Genomic DNA, 16,663 nt, shown 5'->3' with positions numbered 1-16,663 from the left:
CGTTCTGTCCGGGGCGTGCGCTGTAATCGAGGGCATGACCTCGGTGACATGGGCGCAGGTGCTGGCCTGGCGGATGCGGCGGCAGTTCATCGAACGCCCCGAGGACGCGACGGCGGTGCGGATAGCGCGGCGCTTGGCCGGAGTCCAGGCGCAGGTCGCGTCCGCCGCGGAACTCGCCGTGGCGGTACGGCGCACGACCCCCGAGCCGGGGGCCGTGGCACGGGCGCTGACCGACGAACGCACCCTCGTCAAGACGTGGGCCATGCGCGGAACCCTGCACGTGCTCCCCGTCGAAGAGGCCGCCGCCTATCTCGCCCTGTGCGCCACGGCCCGCCCCTGGGAGAAGGCGAGTTGGCAGAAGACCTTCGGAGCGACCCCAGCCGACCTGGAGGCGATCGCGGCGGCCGCCACCGACGCGCTGTCGGGCGGAGCGGCGCTCACCCGCGAGGAACTCACCAAGGCAGTGGTCGGCGAGACCGGGTCGCAGCATCTCGCCGAGGTACTCGGGTCGGGCTGGGGGACGCTGCTCAAGCCGCTCGCCTGGTGGGGTGTGCTCTGTTACGGGCCTCCGCAGGGCACACGGGTGACGTTCGCCTCGCCGCGACATTTTCTGCCCGGCTGGTCGGACCTCCCCTCGGTGGAGGACGCCGCCCGCACGGTCGTCCATGCGTTCGTCGGGGCGCATGGGCCCGCCACCCCTGACATGTTCGACAACTGGCTAATGCGCAAGACGAGCCGCAAGAAGGACGTCAGGGAATGGTTCGCCGCAGCGCAGGACGGCATGTCCACCGTCGACGTGGACGGCGTGCAGATGTACGTACTGGAAGAACACCGCGACGAACTCTTGGCGACCGCGCCGAGCACGTCTGTGCGGCTGCTCGGCGCGTTCGACCAGTACGTCCTCGGAGCCGGGACAGGGGCGGCCTATCTGGTGCCCGCCGAACGTCGCAAGGAGGTCAGCCGGGCCGCGGGGTGGATCTCACCCGTCGTCCTGTACGAGGGGCGAGTGGCGGGCGTCTGGGACGCCAAGGACGGTGACATCGCCGTCACCACGTTCGAGGACGTCCCCGCCGCGCCGCTCAAAGAGGAGGTCGCCCGAATGAGCGCTTTGCTGGCCTGACCGGGTTCGCGCCAGGCCGCGCGAAGCGAACCGGAAACCCTCGTCTAGCGTGACCGACCATGGACGAGCGGGAAGCGCGGGACGATCCGGTCGAGTACCGGCAGGAGCGCTACAAGCCGCCGGACGGCGCGGCCGAGATCCTGCTGATCCGGCATGGCGCGTCCGAGCCCGCCCGACCGGACCGCCCGTTCCCGCTCGTGGACGGCCAGGGCGATCCCGCGCTCGCGCCGGAGGGACGCCACCAGGCCGAACGTGTCGGTGACCGGCTCGCGGAGGAGCGCCTCGACGCCATCTACGTGACGCCTCTGCGCCGCACCGCGCAGACCGCCGCACCCCTGGCACGCAGACTCGGGTTGGAGCCGCGCGTCGAGCGCGGGCTGCGCGAGGTGTATCTCGGCGAATGGGAGGGCGGCCTGTTCCGGAAGAAGGTCGCCGAGAACGATCCGGTGGCACAGCGGATGTTCGCCGAGGAGCGCTGGGACGTCATTCCCGGCGCCGAATCCAACGAGGCGTTCGTCGCGCGGATCGACGAGGCCCTCACCCGCTTGGCCGAGACCCATGCGGGCGGACGCATAGCCGTGTTCACCCATGGTGGGGTGATCGCGCAGGCGCTCGCGTCCGTGACCGGGGCGAGGCCGTTCGCCTTCATGACGCCCGACAACGGCTCCATCTCGCGGCTGGTGAGGCTCGGTGCCCTGTCCTCGATTCGGGGCTTCAACGACGTGGCGCATTTGGAGAGGTCCGCGCCCGCGCCCTTGACCTAAGTACGGAAACGGAGGTGCTGGCCGGGACGCAACTGCGCGGCGTCGTTGACGGCTGGCGACTCCAGTACGGCCACCACGGGGTAGCCACCGGTCGTCGGATGGTCGGCCAAGAAGATGATGGGCAGCCCGTTGGGCGGCACCTGGAGCGCCCCGGTGACCATGCCCTCGCTGCCGAGTTCCCCCTCACGAGCACGGGTGAGCGCTGGACCGTTCAAGCGGACGCCCACGCGGTTGCTGTCCGGCGACACCTCGTACGACGTGGACGTGAGCGTGACCATCGCGTCCTCGGTGAACCAGTCGTCACGCGGGCCGGGAAGGATGCGCAATACCGGTGTCTCGGCCAGAGGCGGTGTGGGGGCGATGTCCACGGCGATGTCCGCGAGCCCAGCAGAAGAACCCAGCGCTAGACGGTCGCCTGGGGAGAGTGGTGCGGGACCAAGGCCGGACAGCAGGTCGGTCGAACGACTCCCAAGTACCTGCTCTGTCTCGACCCCACCGCGCACAGCGAGATAACTGCGCAGCCCGGACGAAGGCGTACCGAACTCGACCAGCGCACCGTCCGGAACATGGCAGGGCGCGTTCGTCCCGCATCCTCGTCCGTTGACGGACAGCGGCACAGGAGCGCCCGTGACCGCGATCCAGGCGTGCTTGTGGAAACGCAGCGACGCCCCACCGAAAGTGAGCTCAACGCCTGCCGCGCCCTCGGGATTGCCGACCAGCCTGTTGGCCAGGCGGAGCGCCCGCTGGTCCGCGGCCCCCGAGCGCGGGACGCCGAGGTGAGCGTGCCCCGGCCTGCCCAGGTCCTGGACGGTCGCCAGCGGCCCGGGCCGTACGACCTCGATCACGGGCGCTCCCCGGGAACGAACCGCACGCGCGTCCCCGGACGCAGCAACGAGGGCGGGTCGCGCGTCTCGTCCCACAGCCGCAGGTCCGTCCGGCCGAGCAGCCTCCAGCCGCCCGGCGACCGGGACGGGTAGACGGCGGCGTACGGACCGGCGATCGCCACCGAGCCGACCGGGACCGACGTCCGCGGCGACGACCGCCGCGCCACATGCAACACGGGGTCGAGGCCGGTCAGGTAGGCGAAACCGGGGGAGAAACCCAGGTAGGCGACCGTGTAGGAGGCGGCGGAGTGGCGCCGGACGACCTCGCCGCTGGACAACCCGGTCAGCCGGGCGACCTCGTCCAGGTCCTCCCCGTCGTAGACGACCGGCACTTCCACCGGGTCAGCGTCGTCCGCCGCGTCCGCGGGCAACCGCAGTTGCGGGAGCCGCGCGGCGAGCCGGTCCAGATCGGCGGACTGGTCCGCCACGACCAGGACCGTCCGCTCCCCGGGGACGACGTCCACCACACCAGGGAGACCCTCGTCGCGCAGGGCCGCGTTGAGGCGCAGCGCGGTAGCGAGGTCCTCGGTCTCCACGAGCAGGGCCGCATCACCGGCACGGAGCACTCTCACGCGAACGACTCCAGCACGACGCCCGCCCCGGACAGGGCCGACCGCACCGACCGCGCCAATTCCACCGCGCCGGGAGTGTCGCCGTGCACGCACATGGAGCGCGCCTTCAGCGCGACCTCACCGCCGTCTACCGCGACGACCGTTCCGTCCAGGGCCATCCTGACCGCACGCTGGACGACGGCGTCCGGGTCGTGGATGACCGCTCCCGGTTCCCGGCGGGACACCAGCGCACCGGACGGAGTGTAAGCCCGGTCGGCGAAGCACTCGGCGACCACGGTGAGCCCGTCGGCCACGTCATGCACCGCCGAGCCGGGAAGGGTCAGCAGAGGCAGCGAGGGGTCGTACGCACGCACGGCGTCTGCCACCGCCCTGGCCTGCACTGCGTCCCGGACCACCCGGTTGTAGAGCGCCCCATGCGGCTTGACGTAGGCGACACGTCCGCCTTCTGTTCGGGCGATGCCGTCCAGGGCGGCGATCTGGTACAGGATCTCGGCGGTCAGCTCGGCTGGGGCGACGTCCATTTCCCGCCGTCCGAAGCCCGCCAGATCCCGGTACGACACCTGGGCGCCGATCGTCACGCCGCGTTCCACGGACGCCGCGCACACCCTCCGCATGATGAGGGGATCGCCCGCGTGGAACCCGCACGCCACGTTCGCGCTCGTGACGACGTCCAGCAGCGCGAGGTCGTCGCCCAGTTCCCAGACGCCGAACCCCTCACCGAGGTCGGCGTTGATGTCCATGATCGCCATGCCCAAGACCTACCACCGAATCCCGGGACTCAGACGGACTCTTCGCGCACGTCCTCGACCTCGTGCCTGGACGCCCACGCCTGGTACACGCCCCGGTCGAACAGTTCCAGGCCGAGGCCCTCGGCCACCGGCGCCTCGCCGCCGCCGTACTCCACGCGCAGCCAGCCCTCGTGCTCGCCGAGCACCACGAACGGCTCGCCCCGCCAGGTGCAGCGCGTCAGGACGTACCGGAACTGCTCCACCTCCGACCGCGGCACCACCTGGACCCACCTGTCCGGCGCCGTCTGGCGGAAGCCGTCGACCGGCTGGGACGTATAGAGCCGCACGCAGTCGCCGTCCGGGCTGGCCTCGTACTCGGCACCGTGCCAGACCGCGTAGAAACCGTGCCGGACGCTCATTCCCGTCCCCCGGGAAGCCGCACGAGCCACCGGCGGTAGTCGGCGTCGTAGGACGCCACCAGGGTCTCGGGACCGTTCGCGACGATCCGGTACAGCTCGGCCCCATGCGGCAGGCGCTGACTCTCGATCTTGAACTCGGGAATGGCCGGGCCATCCGCGGACGTGCGCTCCGACCCACCCAACGGACGTCGGAACAACGGCGGCTTCACCGCGGGCCAGCGGATCGCGAAGACCTCCTCGTCCGTGGGCGCGAACGGCGATCCCTCGTACAGCAGTCCGAGGCCGTGGATCATCGCCGCCGGGGTCTTCATCTCAGCGACGTCCTGGAGCCGGTGCACGTACCCGGCGACGAGGTCGTAGCCGCCTTCCAGGTAGTGCTGCACATGCTCCGGCCGCACCACCTTCTGCATGACCACGACCTGAGCCGTGCCCTCCACGAACAAGTGCTCTCTAGGGAACGGGACTGTCTGCTGCCTCGTAAGAGAGGTTTTCTCCTGGCCCCCTCCGGGCGAGGGTGCGTCCGGTGTCCGCTGCGGACTGGCCGGCCTGTCCGCGACGACGTCGCGAGCGGTGACACTCGGCCCGTGCTCAAGCGTCGGCGTCACCGGCAGCCCCTGCGGATCGCTCGGCGTCTCGCGCGGCGAGGGCGGCGGGGCGGGCGGGGCGGGCGGACGTGTGGGCGGCTGTGAGGCGGCGCGGACGGCGGAGGGTGGGCGAGGTTCGGCCCGCTGGGGAGCGGGGCTCTCCGGCGGGCTGGGAGCCTTCGGCGCGGCGGCGCGTCGCTCGCCGGCGGCGCCGCCGGTCCGGCCGCGGGACGGTGACCGGACCGACGCGCCCGCGACATGGACGTCCGTCGGGGCGGGCGGCGTCGGCGCGGCCGCCGGGCGCGGCTCCTCGGGCTCGAAGAGCGCCTTGGCGTCCAGGAAGGACGCGCTGGGCAGGCCCGGATTGATCGCGAGCTGCCACTCCGGGTGGGGCCACCGCCGGGCCAGCTCCGACAGCGACGCCTCCCGGTGGTGCACCGCCTGACCCTGCAAGGAGCGGTCCATCGCCTCGGGCGAGGTGAACGCCAGCACGAACGTCCCGTCGCCGAACTGAGCAGTGGCGAACTGGTGCCCGCCCGCGCCTGGTTCACCGGGCGCGGGCAGGTACAGGACGGCCCGTGCCAGCAGTTCGAGGTAACCGCTCTGGTCACCGCGCTCACGGGCCTCGGTGAGCGCGCTCTCCAACGCCGAGCCGGACGGACGCGCGGGCCGTGCGGCCGGACGTCCGCCCCCCTCCGGGACGGCTGGCCGGATCCCCAGCCCGGGGAGCGACAGCGGGCCGCCGTCCGGTCCCGACCGGCTGGCCTGGTAGACGAGCCCGAGCGGCGACTCGATCCCGTAGGCGTCGCGGAACGCGCCCACCATCTGCCCGGCGAGCAGGGCGCACGTCTCCAGATGCTCGGCCGCGGTACGGCCGCGCTCGCGTACGGGGAACTGGCGCCACCAGTTCCTGCGCTCCTCGTCGTCCGGTGGTTCCCAGCCGAGCGCCCTGAGCCGCCGCTCCTGGCCCGGGGCGAGCGGCCTGGGCAGGAAGGCACTGCTGACGGCCTCCGCGTCGAACAACCCCTCGGCCCGCATCGCCTGGACGTACGGCAGCCCGCTCAGCCCTTGGACGATGACGAACGAAGTGACCGGCAGGCGTGAGAGCTCCAATGTCAGCCGCTGGGCGAAGTCGTTCCAGTCCACTCGGATCCACTCTCACGTATGTGGGGGCGGGAATGCCTTACTCGACGGTAGCCCAATCGGCGGCGGCCGAGCGGCGCCTCACTCGGATCGCGGAGCGGGAACCGCGTCGGCCCTCACCGGCGTCCACGCGCCGCCGATGGCGTCGTACACCGCCAGGGGGGTCTCGTCGCCCTCACCGGCCGAGTGCCAGAGGCGCGTGCCGTGCGGCGGCCGTAGCGGAACACCGGTCGGTTCCCGGGCGGCGCTCGGCCTGTTCGTGGGCGCCCCCAGAGGAGCGGGCTCCGGTTCGGCGGGCAGCGGCTCTACGGGTAGGGGCTCGGGTGCCGCGCGCTCGACGGGCGGGGTCTCAGGTATCGAAGGCATGGCCGGCACGTTGGGCACGGACGCGCCGGACCCAGCCGCAGACCCACCCGACGCGCCAGGCCCGGACGCCTCCGGTTCCGGCGTCCCGGATTCGAGGGCGGCGTGCAGGTCGGCCGCCGAATACGGATCGATCGCCGTATGGGAATCGTCGTGCGCTTCAGGACCGTGTCCGGCGTGACTCGCCGAGGAACCGTTCAGGGCACTGCTGGGACGCTTGGGCTCACCGGCGACGGGGTTCGGCCCGGCGAGCGCGGTCGGATCGACCGTCCCGTAGGGATTCGCAGAGCCCTGCACGGGCGGAGGCGTCCGACGCGAGTCGCCGTGCAGTTCTCCGTGCAACCGGTCGATGACGGACGAGTCCAGAAGGACCTCGCTGGGCAGGCCCCAGTTGATGGCCAGCCGCCAGGTGGGGTCGGGCCACCCGGACGCGAGTTGGGCGAACGACGTCCGCCGGTACAGGCCGGGACGCCGGTCGCCCGTGCGCGCCAAGGCGCCAGGTGAGGTGAACACCGTGACGTAGGTACTGCTGCCGATGCTGATGGTGGGGAACTCGGCGCGGTCGGGGTCTTCCACCGCGCTCGCGCTTGCGGGGAGGACCAGATCGGCGTTGGCCAGCAACCTGAAGTACGTGGTGTTGTCACCGTTCGCCTTGGCCTCGGCCAGACGTGGCTCCAGCAATTCGGCGTTCACACGGGAGGTGCCCTCAAGCGGCATGGACGTCCCGGCAGGGGGCGTGCCGACGGGCGGGGGAGTCGCCCCCGCCAGCGCGTCGGCTGCGGGCGGGACGCCCGGCGACGCGGCCGGAGGGCCCGCCGACGACGCGCGGCGCTTGTTCACGCGCGACGGGTCGGCCACGTCGATGCCGAAGTCGGTCAGCTCGATGAGCCCCGTGCCGTGCCGGTGGAACGACTCGTACACCAGATCGGACGGCCGCCGGACGCCCTGGACGTCCCGCAGGGCGGTGACCATCACGTCGGCCAGCCGCGAGAAGTCGGCCTCGGTCACGGACCGCATCCCGCCGGGCGTGCCGAACTCGGGCAGCTCCGTCCACCAGTTGCGCGGGGTGGGGTCGGACGGCGGACGCCAGCCCGCCTCGCTCATGACCTCCTCGTCGGCGAGGGTGAGCAGGAGCGGGCCTTCGAGGAAGTTGTTGCTGACGGCCTCGGCGTAGAGCCGGTCCGGTTCCCGCATGGCCTGCACGTAGTGTCGGCTCTCGTCGCGCTCCCGCACGATGAGGATCGTGTCCCGTTCGAGCCCCGCCAGCTCGCGTCCCAGCCGCCAGGCGAACTCGGACCACTCCAACAAGATCACTCCCTACGGCCGGGGGCGGGCCCCCGGGCCCCGCGAGACCATGCCCGAGACCCGATGATTACCGCCGGGGACGCCACGCGCAAACCGGGAGTTCACTCCGGCGCGGGTTCGTGACGAAGCACACGCAGCGCCGCTCTGAGGGCCTCCGGCTCGTCCCCGTTACGGTCCAGCACGTCGATGAGTTTGTGCAGGATCTCGTGTCGTTCGTAGCCGACGTCGAGGAGTGAGCGGGCGGTCTCCCATAGCTGCGGGGGCTCGCCGTCCCAGAGCCGCTCGGTGAGGCGTTCGTGCGCGACGATGTGCTCTTCGTCCGCGCCGGGATGCTCGAACTCCAGAATGGTGCGCCGGTCATCGGGGTCGGCTGGGTCCAGGGTGGACAGGTTGATGAATCCGTGCCGTCCCGACCGCCTATGGGTGCCGGACAGGAAGGGAAGCGCGAACGCCCTGCGCGGAAGCGCCTCCAGATCCCCGTCGGGGAGCAGCCGGTCGACCAGCTCACGGTCGAGACCGAAAGCGGCCGGGTCGCGGTAAGCCTCGGCGAACTTCGCGGTGGCGTCCCACAGGGCGTCCAAGGTCGCCCTGATCCCCTCCTCGGGCAGCCCGGTGCGCTTGCCCGCCCATCTCACCCAGGCGGCGAGGACGTGGGGCACGGCCTCCTGTTCGGACGGGGACAGCAGAACCTTCCGCGGCAGCCAGTCGAGCAGGAACATCTCGCACTTGATGGGGCTGACCCGAAGCGGTCTACCGAAATCGTGCGTGCAGCCGTAGTCGATGATGCGGTCGACGCACCGGCTGGCCGCCGAGAGGTCGGAGAGACCGTCCGCCTCGTCCGAGGCAAGGAACCGGGCCGCGATCGTGGCCCGCCTGTCACGCCCGTGCACCGGCGCTTGGGGGAGGCGTCCACCCGGGGGCAGGATGTCCACGCGCGCGCGGACGAAGGCGTGATACGAGCCGAAGTTCTCGTTCACGGGCGGGTCGTCGGTGTCGTCGGTGAGGTCCAGCGCGCTCTGCAACAGCGCCTTGGCGTCGCGCGGGTCGTACTCCTCGAACCGCATCAGCGGGTTCTCGCGTCCCTCACGGCGGCAGTGGTCGAGAAGGGTGTCGACCCTGGACGAGACCCATGCGTCCCTGACCATCCCGACCGACGGCGGCCGTCCGGGACGCGCGGCGGGTGCGAACGGATAGCCCGCCTTGTGAACGGCCCCGCCCTTGTTGCGGTCGACGAGGATGACCAGGGCGTGCCGTTCTGCGCCGCCGTAGGTGTAGGTGCAGACGACGGAGTCCTGGTCGCCGTAGACGTCCCTGGACACGTAGCACTCTTCGGGGGCGACCATTCCCACGCGGTCGGCCCATCCCGGCCTGGCGACGCCGTTCTCCATCAGTTCGAGTGCCGCGCCCTCCGCCTTCGCGGCCTGCCGCGGGGTGCCCATGTAGGCCATCCCTATGAGCAGCGCCAGCGCGGCGGGGGTGCCCGCGGCCCGTGCGTAGTCGACCAGGGGTTCGCCGATGACCTCTTCGACGTCGCCGTCCGGTACGCGTCGCCCCCACCAGGAACCGAGGATCTCGCTGATGACGAGCTCGGCGTCCAAGGGGCTGCGCAGGGCGAGCAGTTCGCGGGCATGCAGCAGCATTCCGTCGAATATCGCCGAGACCTCGTCGGGGGGTGGGGGACGGTCCCGGCCCGGTTCCCCGGAGGGGCGGTGGCGGTGGCGGGGACTCACCCTTCTAGCCTCTCAGATCGGCCGTGTGCGATGTCCAGGACACGTCCGAAGACAGGGGGCCGCCGGGCGGTCGCTCCGCCCGCTCAGCCGTCCACGCCGCTCGCGGGGCTCCGGCCGGACGGCGGCTCGGACTTCAGTATCCCGGTGAGATGCTCCCGGGCCATCCGCTCCACCCTCGCGGGAGTGGCCTCAAGACCCAGATGGGTCATGCACGCCTGCACGTCGGCCACGCATCGATGCACCGTGTCCGACGTGAAGGTCGCGAACTCGTCGCAGAGCCGTCGCGCGAGCGCCTCACGGGTCACGCTGCGGTGATCGGCCAGTGCATGCATGAGCGCACACCTCCGCGCACGGGGTTCCGATGTCCCATTCCAGCGCGTTTGCGGGGAGAGTCAATACGTTCCGGGCCGACGTTTCGCAAATTCTGGGTCATCTTCGGCGGAGGACTTGTCCATATCCGCGTCCACATCATTGACCTGGGGGTTCTCCCCGTCCGGTGAGGTGCGGACGGTGTCGTGCGACCGCTGCCAGGAGTCCGCCCAGCCCGCGTGGTGCCGGGCGGCCCAGTCGGGATCGACGCGCCCGGTGAGCATTCCCTGGAGCGCACCCCGGTCCCGGAACGCCTCCCAAAGGTGCCCTGCGGTCACCGCCACGATGACGAGGAAGAGCCAGTCGTGGACGAACGTCGAACCCGTCCGCCACCGGTCGCTCCAAGGATCGGGGAACGTCATGATCTCGCCGGTGCCGAGCATCAGCAGGATCGCGCCCGCGACGAAGGCCGCGTTCAGTTTCTGGCCCGCGTTGAACTTGCCCACGGGCAGGACTCCGCGTCCACTCCGGACGGCCCTGCGGTCGCGGCGCCTGAGCCACTCCCAATCGTGCGGAGCGAATCTGTTCAACCGGCGGAGGTCGGCCCTGAACGCCCGAGAAACCAGACCAAGGACGATCGGAACCGGCAACGCGAACCCACACCAGACATGGACGGTCTTGAGCATCTCCCGATGACCCACCACCGTCGACAGTGCCGGGAGGTACAGGCAGGCGGCGGTCGCCATGCAGATCAGCATCAGCGAGCCGGTCACGTGGTGGATCGCACGTTCGGCGCGGGTGAACCGCAGCAACCACGTCCGCGCGGGCGGCGCAACGTCATGTTGGTGCATCATCACGCCCGTTCGACCGTCCCACCCAGGCGTCCACGTCGTATCCGAGGTTCTCCCAGTAGCCGGGCTTCACGCGATCCGTCAGCTCGATCCCGCCGAGCCATTTCAGCGACTTGTAGCCGTACATGGGCGCCACGTAGAGGCGGGTCGGCCCGCCGTGATCGTGCGTGACCGGCTTGCCGTCCATCTGCGTCGCCACGAGGACGTCGCGCCTACGCGCCTGGCTCAACGTCAGCGACTCGGTGTAGACGCCGTCGAACGACGTGAACCGCACCGCACGGGCCTGGGGCGACACTCCGACCGCGTCCAGGAGGTCGGGCAGGGCGACACCCACCCAGCGGACGTCCGGGACGCGCCAGCCCGTCACGCACTGGAAATCTTTGTCGAGCACCGTCTGGGGGAACCCCGCCAGATCGGCCATTCCGAAAGACCGAGGCTTGTCGACAAGGCCACTAACGGTCACGCGGTGGGTGGCGACACCGTGCCGCTTCACACTCCCCGTGACCGAGTAGTAGCGAAAACCGCCCGCCGCCGGGAGGACGTCCCCGATCGACCCCGCCGGCGCCAGCGCGCGGCTCACTTTGTCCTGGAGCGATGCCCCCACGGCGACCCCCGCGACGCCGAGGCCGAGCATCCCGAGTACGACCCGCCGTCCGACGGGGCTGCCTTCCGCCCGTTCGTCCTCGTTCACGTCCCCATTCGAGCACCGCCGCGCTGGGCGCGCCAGGTTCCGGGGGCTCCCGTAAGACTTCTGACAGATCCGGGACCGGCTCTAAGCTGGGCGCATGGCCACGAAGGTACAACTCGCCCAGCGTCCCGAGGCCGATGAGCTGCTCGGACGCAGCCCGCTGGCCGCGCTGGTGGGCATGCTGCTCGACCAGCAGGTCCCGATGGAGTGGGCGTTCACCGGGCCCTACACCATCGCCCAGCGGCTCGGCTCCGACGACCTGGACGCGCACGAGATCGCCGCCTACGACCCCGAGCGGTTCGCGGCGCTCCTGTCGGAGAAGCCCGCCGTCCACCGGTACCCCGGTTCCATGGCCAAAAGGGTGCAGCAACTGTGCCAGTACCTCGTGGAGAACTACGACGGGGACGCAGAGCGGGTGTGGAAGGGCGTCGACAGCGGTAAAGAGCTGTTCAAGCGCCTCAACGGCCTCCCCGGGTACGGCAAGCAGAAGGCACAGATCTTCGTCGCCCTCCTGGGCAAGCAGTACGGCATCCAGCCCGACGGCTGGCGTGAGGCCGCGGGCGCCTACGGGGAGCAAGGCTCTCACCGTTCCGTCGCCGACATCACCGGGCCCGAGTCGCTCGCGAAGGTCCGCGCCTTCAAACAGGAGATGAAGTCCGCGGCCAAGAACGCCCGCTAGCCGTACTCGGCCAGGCCCGGTGCGTTCGCGATCGTGCCCGCACATGCGTCCTCGCGTGCGCGGACGCGCCGAACCCGCCGAGTTGACGCCCTGTGACGCCCGATCGCCGTAACATCTCCTACTCGCCGTCCTCGCGGACCGCCTCCCCGTGTCCAGGGCGACGGCGCCCGAATCCGACCGTGTTCGCTTGGTGTCGAAGTGACGATGATGTTCATCAGGGCTTCCGTCCACGGCGAACCATCGGGATGATGAATACCTGACTCCGACCGGTGTTGTGATGGAGGCGGGAGCGCTAGCCTGCTCCCATTCACTCATAGTGATGAAAACTTGCCGCGCGGTACGGGACCCTCTGGGGCGGAGGTGTTGTCCATGAGCACCGAGACGTCCGTTCCGCATCCTCGCGTCTCAGGGGTGGAGGGCCAGCCCATGGATGCGTCCGACGCCGCGCTGTACGCAACCCTGCTGACCGAGGCGCCCGCCGGGCTGGCCTTCTTCGACCGCGAACTGCGCTGCCGCAGGGCGAACGACGCCCTCGCGGCGCTACTGGGCGTGTCCGTCCGGGACCTGCAGAAGCGCAGACCCGGCGAGGTGCTGCCGGAGGCGCTCGCGACGGCCTTCGAGACGGCCCTGCGCAAGGTCATCGCCGAGGACCGCCCGCTCAGCGACCTCGACCTCGTCGTCCCGTCCGGCGGGCCCGTCGCGCCGGCCGCCGCGCCCGCGCCGCCGGTCCCCACGGCGTCGCCCGACGCGCCGGGCGTGTCCACGGCGACCGAGGAGCGGATCCTCGCCTGCACCTGGCTGCCCGCCAGGGGCGCCGACGGCGAGCACCTCGGCGTCGTCCTGACCGCGCTGGACGTGACCGACCGGCGCAGGGCCGAGGAGGTCATCCGCCGCAAGGAGCAGCGCTACCGCTCGCTCGTGGAGGCCAGCGCCCAGGTGGTCTGGGTCGCGGCGCCCGGCGGCGGCGTGATCGACGACGCGCCGGAGTGGCGGGCGATCACCGGCCAGACGCCGGACGACTACGCGGTCGGCGGCTGGCTGTCGGTGGTGCACCCCGAGGACCGTCCCCGCATCGAGGCCGCCTGGACCGAATGCGTCGACGAGAACCGGGTCTTCGAGACCAACTACCGGGTCCGCACCAAGAGCGGCACCTACCGGCACTTCGACGTGCGGGCGGTGCCCATCTGGGAGGGCGACGCCGTCATCGAGTGGGTCGGCGCCAACACCGACGTCACCGGGCAGCGCGAGGCCGAGGAGATGCGCGGTCGGCTGACGGAGCAGCTCTCCGCTGCGGCGCTGCGCACGGCCCGCCTCCAGCAGGCCACCTCGATGCTCGCCGAGGCGCTGACCGTGTCCCAGGTCGTCCAGGTCATCACCGAGGTCGGACGGTCCGCCATCGGCGCCGACTACTCCGCCGTGGCGCTCCTCGACGACGACAAGCTCCGCCTCAGCATCGTCGGCCAGCCCGGCGCCGAGGGCGAGGCCGGGCTCGCCTCCCGCGACGAGATCAAGGTCAGTGACCAGACCGTGATGTCGGTGGCGGTGCGCGAGAGCCGTCCGTTCCTGGCCGAGCACCCTGACAGCCTGCGCCTGCAACTCGGGCACGGAGAGCGCGACCTGTTCGCCCAGCACACGGAGGAACGTGCCTGGGTGGGTCTTCCGCTCCTCGCGGCGGGTGCGCCCATAGGCGCGCTCCGTTTCTCGTTCACCCGCCCTAGGGAGATCACCGAGGAGGAGCGGGTCTTCCTGGAGGCGCTCGCCGGGCAGTGCGCCCTGGCCGTCGAACGAGCCCTCCTGTTCGAACGCGAGCACAAGACCGCGGAGGAGCTCCAGCGCAGCCTCCTTCCGAGCGACCTCCCTCAGCTGCCCGGAATGGTGCTCGCCGCCCGGTACAACCCCGCCACCCGCCACGTCCAGGTGGGCGGCGACTGGTACGACGTGTTCCGGCTTCCCGACGACCGGCTCGCCGTGGCCGTCGGCGACGTCATGGGCAAGGGCGTCCTGGCGGCGGCCGGAATGGGACGTGTCCGCAACGCCCTGCGCGCCCTGGCCCTCAACGATCCGCGTCCCGCCGCCGTCCTCGCGGGCCTCGACCGCCTGTTCAGCGCGACCGAGGACGAAGAGCAGTTCACCACCGTCGCCTACGCGGTCATCGACCCCGAGACGGGCCACGGCGAGTTCAGCAACGCGGGCCATCCGCCGCCCCTCCTGATCTCTCCGGACACGCCCGCGCGGGTCAGCACGCGCGAGCCCGGGACTCCCCTCGGCTGGCCGAGCCAGCGGCAGCAGACAAGTTTTTCCATCGAGACCGGCAACACTGTGGTGTTCTATTCCGATGGACTTGTGGAGAACCGTAGGCGTGGGGTGGACGCCGGGCTGGAGGAGCTTGTCGCCGTGGCCGCGGACGCCCCACCTGAAGTGGTAGGAGATCCCGAAAGACTCGTCGACTTCCTGGTCGATCGGATGCTTGCCGGGTATGAGCAGGTAGACGATGTGACCGTGCTTGCCCTGCACGTCCCGCCCAAGTCCGGGTGACGCCCGCCGGCAACGGCCGAAGAACGGCGTCGCACGTACGAAGGACCGTCCCGCGCCCTCTAAGGTGGAGAGTTACCGGGTAGGACCTCCAAGGCGGAATGCGCAGCAGTGCCAGAATGCTTGACCCAGAGAGAGCGGGTACGCTGCGGTCCCGCACCGGGAGGTTCGTTCCGTGTGTGGTCCCACTCAGTGTGAGGCCGGGCCCGTCAGGGCACTTGGGTCAGCCAAGCCACACGTTCGTTCGAGAGGTATTTGTGTCGCCTGCTAGCTCGACCTCGAAAGCGTCAGATCTGCACGATCACGTCATCGCGCAACTGATCGAGCGTGGACGGTCCCAGGGCAATCGCCTCGAAGCCGACGACGTACGACGTACGTTCGAGGAGGCCGACATCCCCGTGTCTGCGGCCTCCAGCATTCTGCGGAGCCTCAGCAAGGAGGGTGTGACCGTCATGGTGAGCGCTGCCGACTCCGCGGCGCCTAAGCGTTCGCGCAAGCGCGCGACGCCGCCGGCGCGCAGGCCCAGGACGGCCGCCGCGGCCAAGGAGCAGCCCGACACGGTGACCGCGGTCGTCGGTGACGACGCGGCCGCCGAGGATGTCGTGGCCGAGCCGCGTCCCGCCGCCGCCAAGCCCGCCGCGCCGAAGAAGGCCGCGCCCGCCAAGGGCGCCAAGTCCAAGAAGGCCGCCGCGAAGAAGCGCGCGGCCCCCACCACCACTGCCAAGCCGGCGCCGGCCAAGCCCGCCGCCGACTCCAAGGCGGCCGACGACCCCGAGGTCGAGGACGACGTCGACGTCGATCTCGACGCCGACCTCGCTGATCTCGACGACGTCGAGCTCGTCGAGGACGACGCCGCCGAGACGGACGACTCCTCTGAGACCGAGGAAGAGGAGGTCGCGCCCGCCCCCGCGGCGAAGGAGGCCGCGCCGGGCAAGCCGGCCGGCGGTTCGCCGTCCGAGGAGGAGGGCTTCACCCTCGGCGACGACGACGAGGACGCGCCCGCGCAGCAGATCGCCGCCGCCGGCGCGACCGCCGACCCGGTCAAGGACTACCTGAAGCAGATCGGCAAGGTCCCCCTGCTCAACGCCGAGCAGGAGGTGGAGCTCGCCAAGCGGATCGAGGCCGGGCTGTTCGCCGAGGAGCGCCTCGCCGTCGCGGCGGCGGCCATGTCCGAGGAGGACCTCGAAGACTTCGAGTGGATCGCCGAGGACGGCCGCCGCGCCAAGAACCACCTGCTGGAGGCCAACCTCCGGCTGGTGGTGTCGCTGGCCAAGCGCTACACGGGGCGCGGCATGCTGTTCCTGGACCTGATCCAGGAGGGCAACCTCGGTCTGATCCGCGCCGTCGAGAAGTTCGACTACACCAAGGGCTACAAGTTCTCCACGTACGCCACCTGGTGGATCCGGCAGGCGATCACCCGCGCGATGGCCGACCAGGCCCGCACCATTCGCATCCCGGTGCACATGGTCGAGGTCATCAACAAACTGGCCCGCGTGCAGCGCCAGATGCTCCAGGACCTGGGCCGCGAGCCCACCCCGGAGGAGCTGGCCAAGGAACTCGACATGACGCCTGAGAAGGTCGTCGAGGTCCAGAAGTACGGCCGTGAGCCCATCTCGCTGCACACCCCGCTGGGCGAGGACGGCGACAGCGAGTTCGGCGACCTCATCGAGGACTCCGAGGCCATCGTCCCGGCGGACGCGGTCAGCTTCACCCTGCTGCAGGAGCAGCTGCACTCCGTCCTGGACACGCTCAGCGAGCGCGAGGCGGGCGTGGTGTCGATGCGGTTCGGCCTCACCGACGGCCAGCCGAAGACGCTGGACGAGATCGGCAAGGTGTACGGGGTGACCCGGGAGCGCATCCGGCAGATCGAGTCCAAGACGATGTCGAAGCTGCGTCACCCGTCGCGGTCCCAGGTGCTGCGCGACTACCTCGACTGATCAGAACGCGATCGCAGGGCCCCTTCCACGGAAGGGGCCCTGCCTCGTTTTCGTG

Annotated in this window: 15 protein-coding genes; 5 read left to right on the top strand and 10 right to left on the bottom strand. The window is 70.7% G+C overall.

The annotated features are described in order from the left end of the window. The first annotated feature begins 34 nt into the window (after positions 1-34). Entirely contained in the window at positions 35-1,120 is a 1,086-nt protein-coding gene (locus FXF68_RS29365; protein ID WP_148764754.1) for a winged helix DNA-binding domain-containing protein, read from the top strand. A 59-nt stretch (positions 1,121-1,179) separates the two neighbouring features. Further along, entirely contained in the window at positions 1,180-1,884 is a 705-nt protein-coding gene (locus FXF68_RS29360; protein ID WP_148764752.1) for a histidine phosphatase family protein, read from the top strand. Here FXF68_RS29360 and FXF68_RS29355 read toward each other — a convergent pair. The 10 genes from FXF68_RS29355 to FXF68_RS29305 all read right to left on the bottom strand — a co-directional run bounded on the left by FXF68_RS29355 (position 1,881) and on the right by FXF68_RS29305 (position 11,463). Next, positions 1,881-2,729, bottom strand: a complete 849-nt coding sequence (locus FXF68_RS29355; protein ID WP_148764750.1) for a 5-oxoprolinase subunit C family protein — start codon at positions 2,727-2,729, stop codon at positions 1,881-1,883. The two genes, FXF68_RS29360 and FXF68_RS29355, sit on opposite strands and share 4 nt — an antisense overlap. Then, positions 2,726-3,340 carry a 5-oxoprolinase subunit PxpB gene (gene pxpB, locus FXF68_RS29350; protein ID WP_148764747.1) on the bottom strand — a complete coding sequence of 205 codons (615 nt, stop codon included), beginning with the start codon at positions 3,338-3,340 and terminating at the stop codon, positions 2,726-2,728. The genes FXF68_RS29355 and pxpB overlap by 4 nt, the downstream gene beginning before the upstream one ends. Then, on the bottom strand, positions 3,337-4,089 hold the full coding sequence (locus tag FXF68_RS29345; protein ID WP_148764745.1) for a LamB/YcsF family protein: 753 nt from the start codon (positions 4,087-4,089) through the stop codon (positions 3,337-3,339). The genes pxpB and FXF68_RS29345 overlap by 4 nt, the downstream gene beginning before the upstream one ends. 29 nt (positions 4,090-4,118) lie before the next feature. After that, a complete protein-coding gene (locus FXF68_RS29340; RefSeq protein WP_148764743.1) occupies positions 4,119-4,487 on the bottom strand; it encodes a hypothetical protein in 369 nt (122 codons plus the stop codon). Next, positions 4,484-6,217 carry an SseB family protein gene (locus FXF68_RS29335; RefSeq protein WP_148764741.1) on the bottom strand — a complete coding sequence of 578 codons (1,734 nt, stop codon included), beginning with the start codon at positions 6,215-6,217 and terminating at the stop codon, positions 4,484-4,486. Before FXF68_RS29335 ends, FXF68_RS29340 begins: the two co-directional genes overlap by 4 nt. A 78-nt stretch (positions 6,218-6,295) precedes the next feature. Further along, positions 6,296-7,882, bottom strand: a complete 1,587-nt coding sequence (locus FXF68_RS44150; RefSeq protein WP_246178999.1) for an SseB family protein — start codon at positions 7,880-7,882, stop codon at positions 6,296-6,298. Between the two features lie 101 nt (positions 7,883-7,983). Further along, complete coding sequence (locus FXF68_RS29320; RefSeq protein WP_148764739.1) at positions 7,984-9,522, bottom strand: hypothetical protein; 1,539 nt, start codon at positions 9,520-9,522, stop codon at positions 7,984-7,986. A gap of 173 nt (positions 9,523-9,695) precedes the next feature. Continuing rightward, complete coding sequence (locus tag FXF68_RS29315) at positions 9,696-9,944, bottom strand: hypothetical protein (protein WP_148764737.1); 249 nt, start codon at positions 9,942-9,944, stop codon at positions 9,696-9,698. Positions 9,945-10,004: 60 nt separating this feature from the next. Beyond that, entirely contained in the window at positions 10,005-10,775 is a 771-nt protein-coding gene (locus tag FXF68_RS29310; protein WP_222870132.1) for a cytochrome b/b6 domain-containing protein, read from the bottom strand. Then, the gene (locus FXF68_RS29305; protein ID WP_222870131.1) at positions 10,759-11,463 is read right to left on the bottom strand and encodes a molybdopterin-dependent oxidoreductase; all 705 of its coding nucleotides are present in this window, start codon (positions 11,461-11,463) and stop codon (positions 10,759-10,761) included. Before FXF68_RS29305 ends, FXF68_RS29310 begins: the two co-directional genes overlap by 17 nt. Positions 11,464-11,557: 94 nt before the next feature. Here FXF68_RS29305 and FXF68_RS29300 point away from each other — a divergent pair, with 94 nt between their 5' ends. The 3 genes from FXF68_RS29300 (at position 11,558) to FXF68_RS29290 (ending at position 16,608) form a co-directional block, all read left to right on the top strand. Next, the gene (locus FXF68_RS29300; RefSeq protein WP_148764735.1) at positions 11,558-12,139 is read left to right on the top strand and encodes an HhH-GPD-type base excision DNA repair protein; all 582 of its coding nucleotides are present in this window, start codon (positions 11,558-11,560) and stop codon (positions 12,137-12,139) included. Between the two features lie 426 nt (positions 12,140-12,565). Continuing rightward, the gene (locus FXF68_RS29295; RefSeq protein ID WP_425458624.1) at positions 12,566-14,674 is read left to right on the top strand and encodes a SpoIIE family protein phosphatase; all 2,109 of its coding nucleotides are present in this window, start codon (positions 12,566-12,568) and stop codon (positions 14,672-14,674) included. A 254-nt stretch (positions 14,675-14,928) separates the two neighbouring features. Next, complete coding sequence (locus FXF68_RS29290) at positions 14,929-16,608, top strand: RNA polymerase sigma factor (RefSeq protein ID WP_148764731.1); 1,680 nt, start codon at positions 14,929-14,931, stop codon at positions 16,606-16,608. The last annotated feature ends 55 nt before the right edge of the window (positions 16,609-16,663 follow it).

It is taken from the genome of Actinomadura decatromicini (genome assembly GCF_008121305.1).
GTDB lineage: Bacteria > Actinomycetota > Actinomycetes > Streptosporangiales > Streptosporangiaceae > Spirillospora > Spirillospora syzygii.
Note: the sequence above shows the minus strand (reverse complement) of the source record. Positions and strands in the feature narration are given on the sequence as shown.

Coding starts and splice junctions, on each gene's coding strand:
- FXF68_RS29365 (WP_148764754.1), top strand. CDS start 35: ATGACCTCGGTGACATGGGCGCAGGTGCTGGCCTGGCGGATGCGGCGG.
- FXF68_RS29360 (WP_148764752.1), top strand. CDS start 1,180: ATGGACGAGCGGGAAGCGCGGGACGATCCGGTCGAGTACCGGCAGGAG.
- FXF68_RS29345 (WP_148764745.1), bottom strand. CDS start 4,089: ATGGCGATCATGGACATCAACGCCGACCTCGGTGAGGGGTTCGGCGTC.
- FXF68_RS29340 (WP_148764743.1), bottom strand. CDS start 4,487: ATGAGCGTCCGGCACGGTTTCTACGCGGTCTGGCACGGTGCCGAGTAC.
- FXF68_RS29320 (WP_148764739.1), bottom strand. CDS start 9,522: ATGCTGCTGCATGCCCGCGAACTGCTCGCCCTGCGCAGCCCCTTGGAC.
- FXF68_RS29315 (WP_148764737.1), bottom strand. CDS start 9,944: ATGCATGCACTGGCCGATCACCGCAGCGTGACCCGTGAGGCGCTCGCG.
- FXF68_RS29310 (WP_222870132.1), bottom strand. CDS start 10,775: ATGATGCACCAACATGACGTTGCGCCGCCCGCGCGGACGTGGTTGCTG.
- FXF68_RS29300 (WP_148764735.1), top strand. CDS start 11,558: ATGGCCACGAAGGTACAACTCGCCCAGCGTCCCGAGGCCGATGAGCTG.
- FXF68_RS29295 (WP_425458624.1), top strand. CDS start 12,566: ATGGATGCGTCCGACGCCGCGCTGTACGCAACCCTGCTGACCGAGGCG.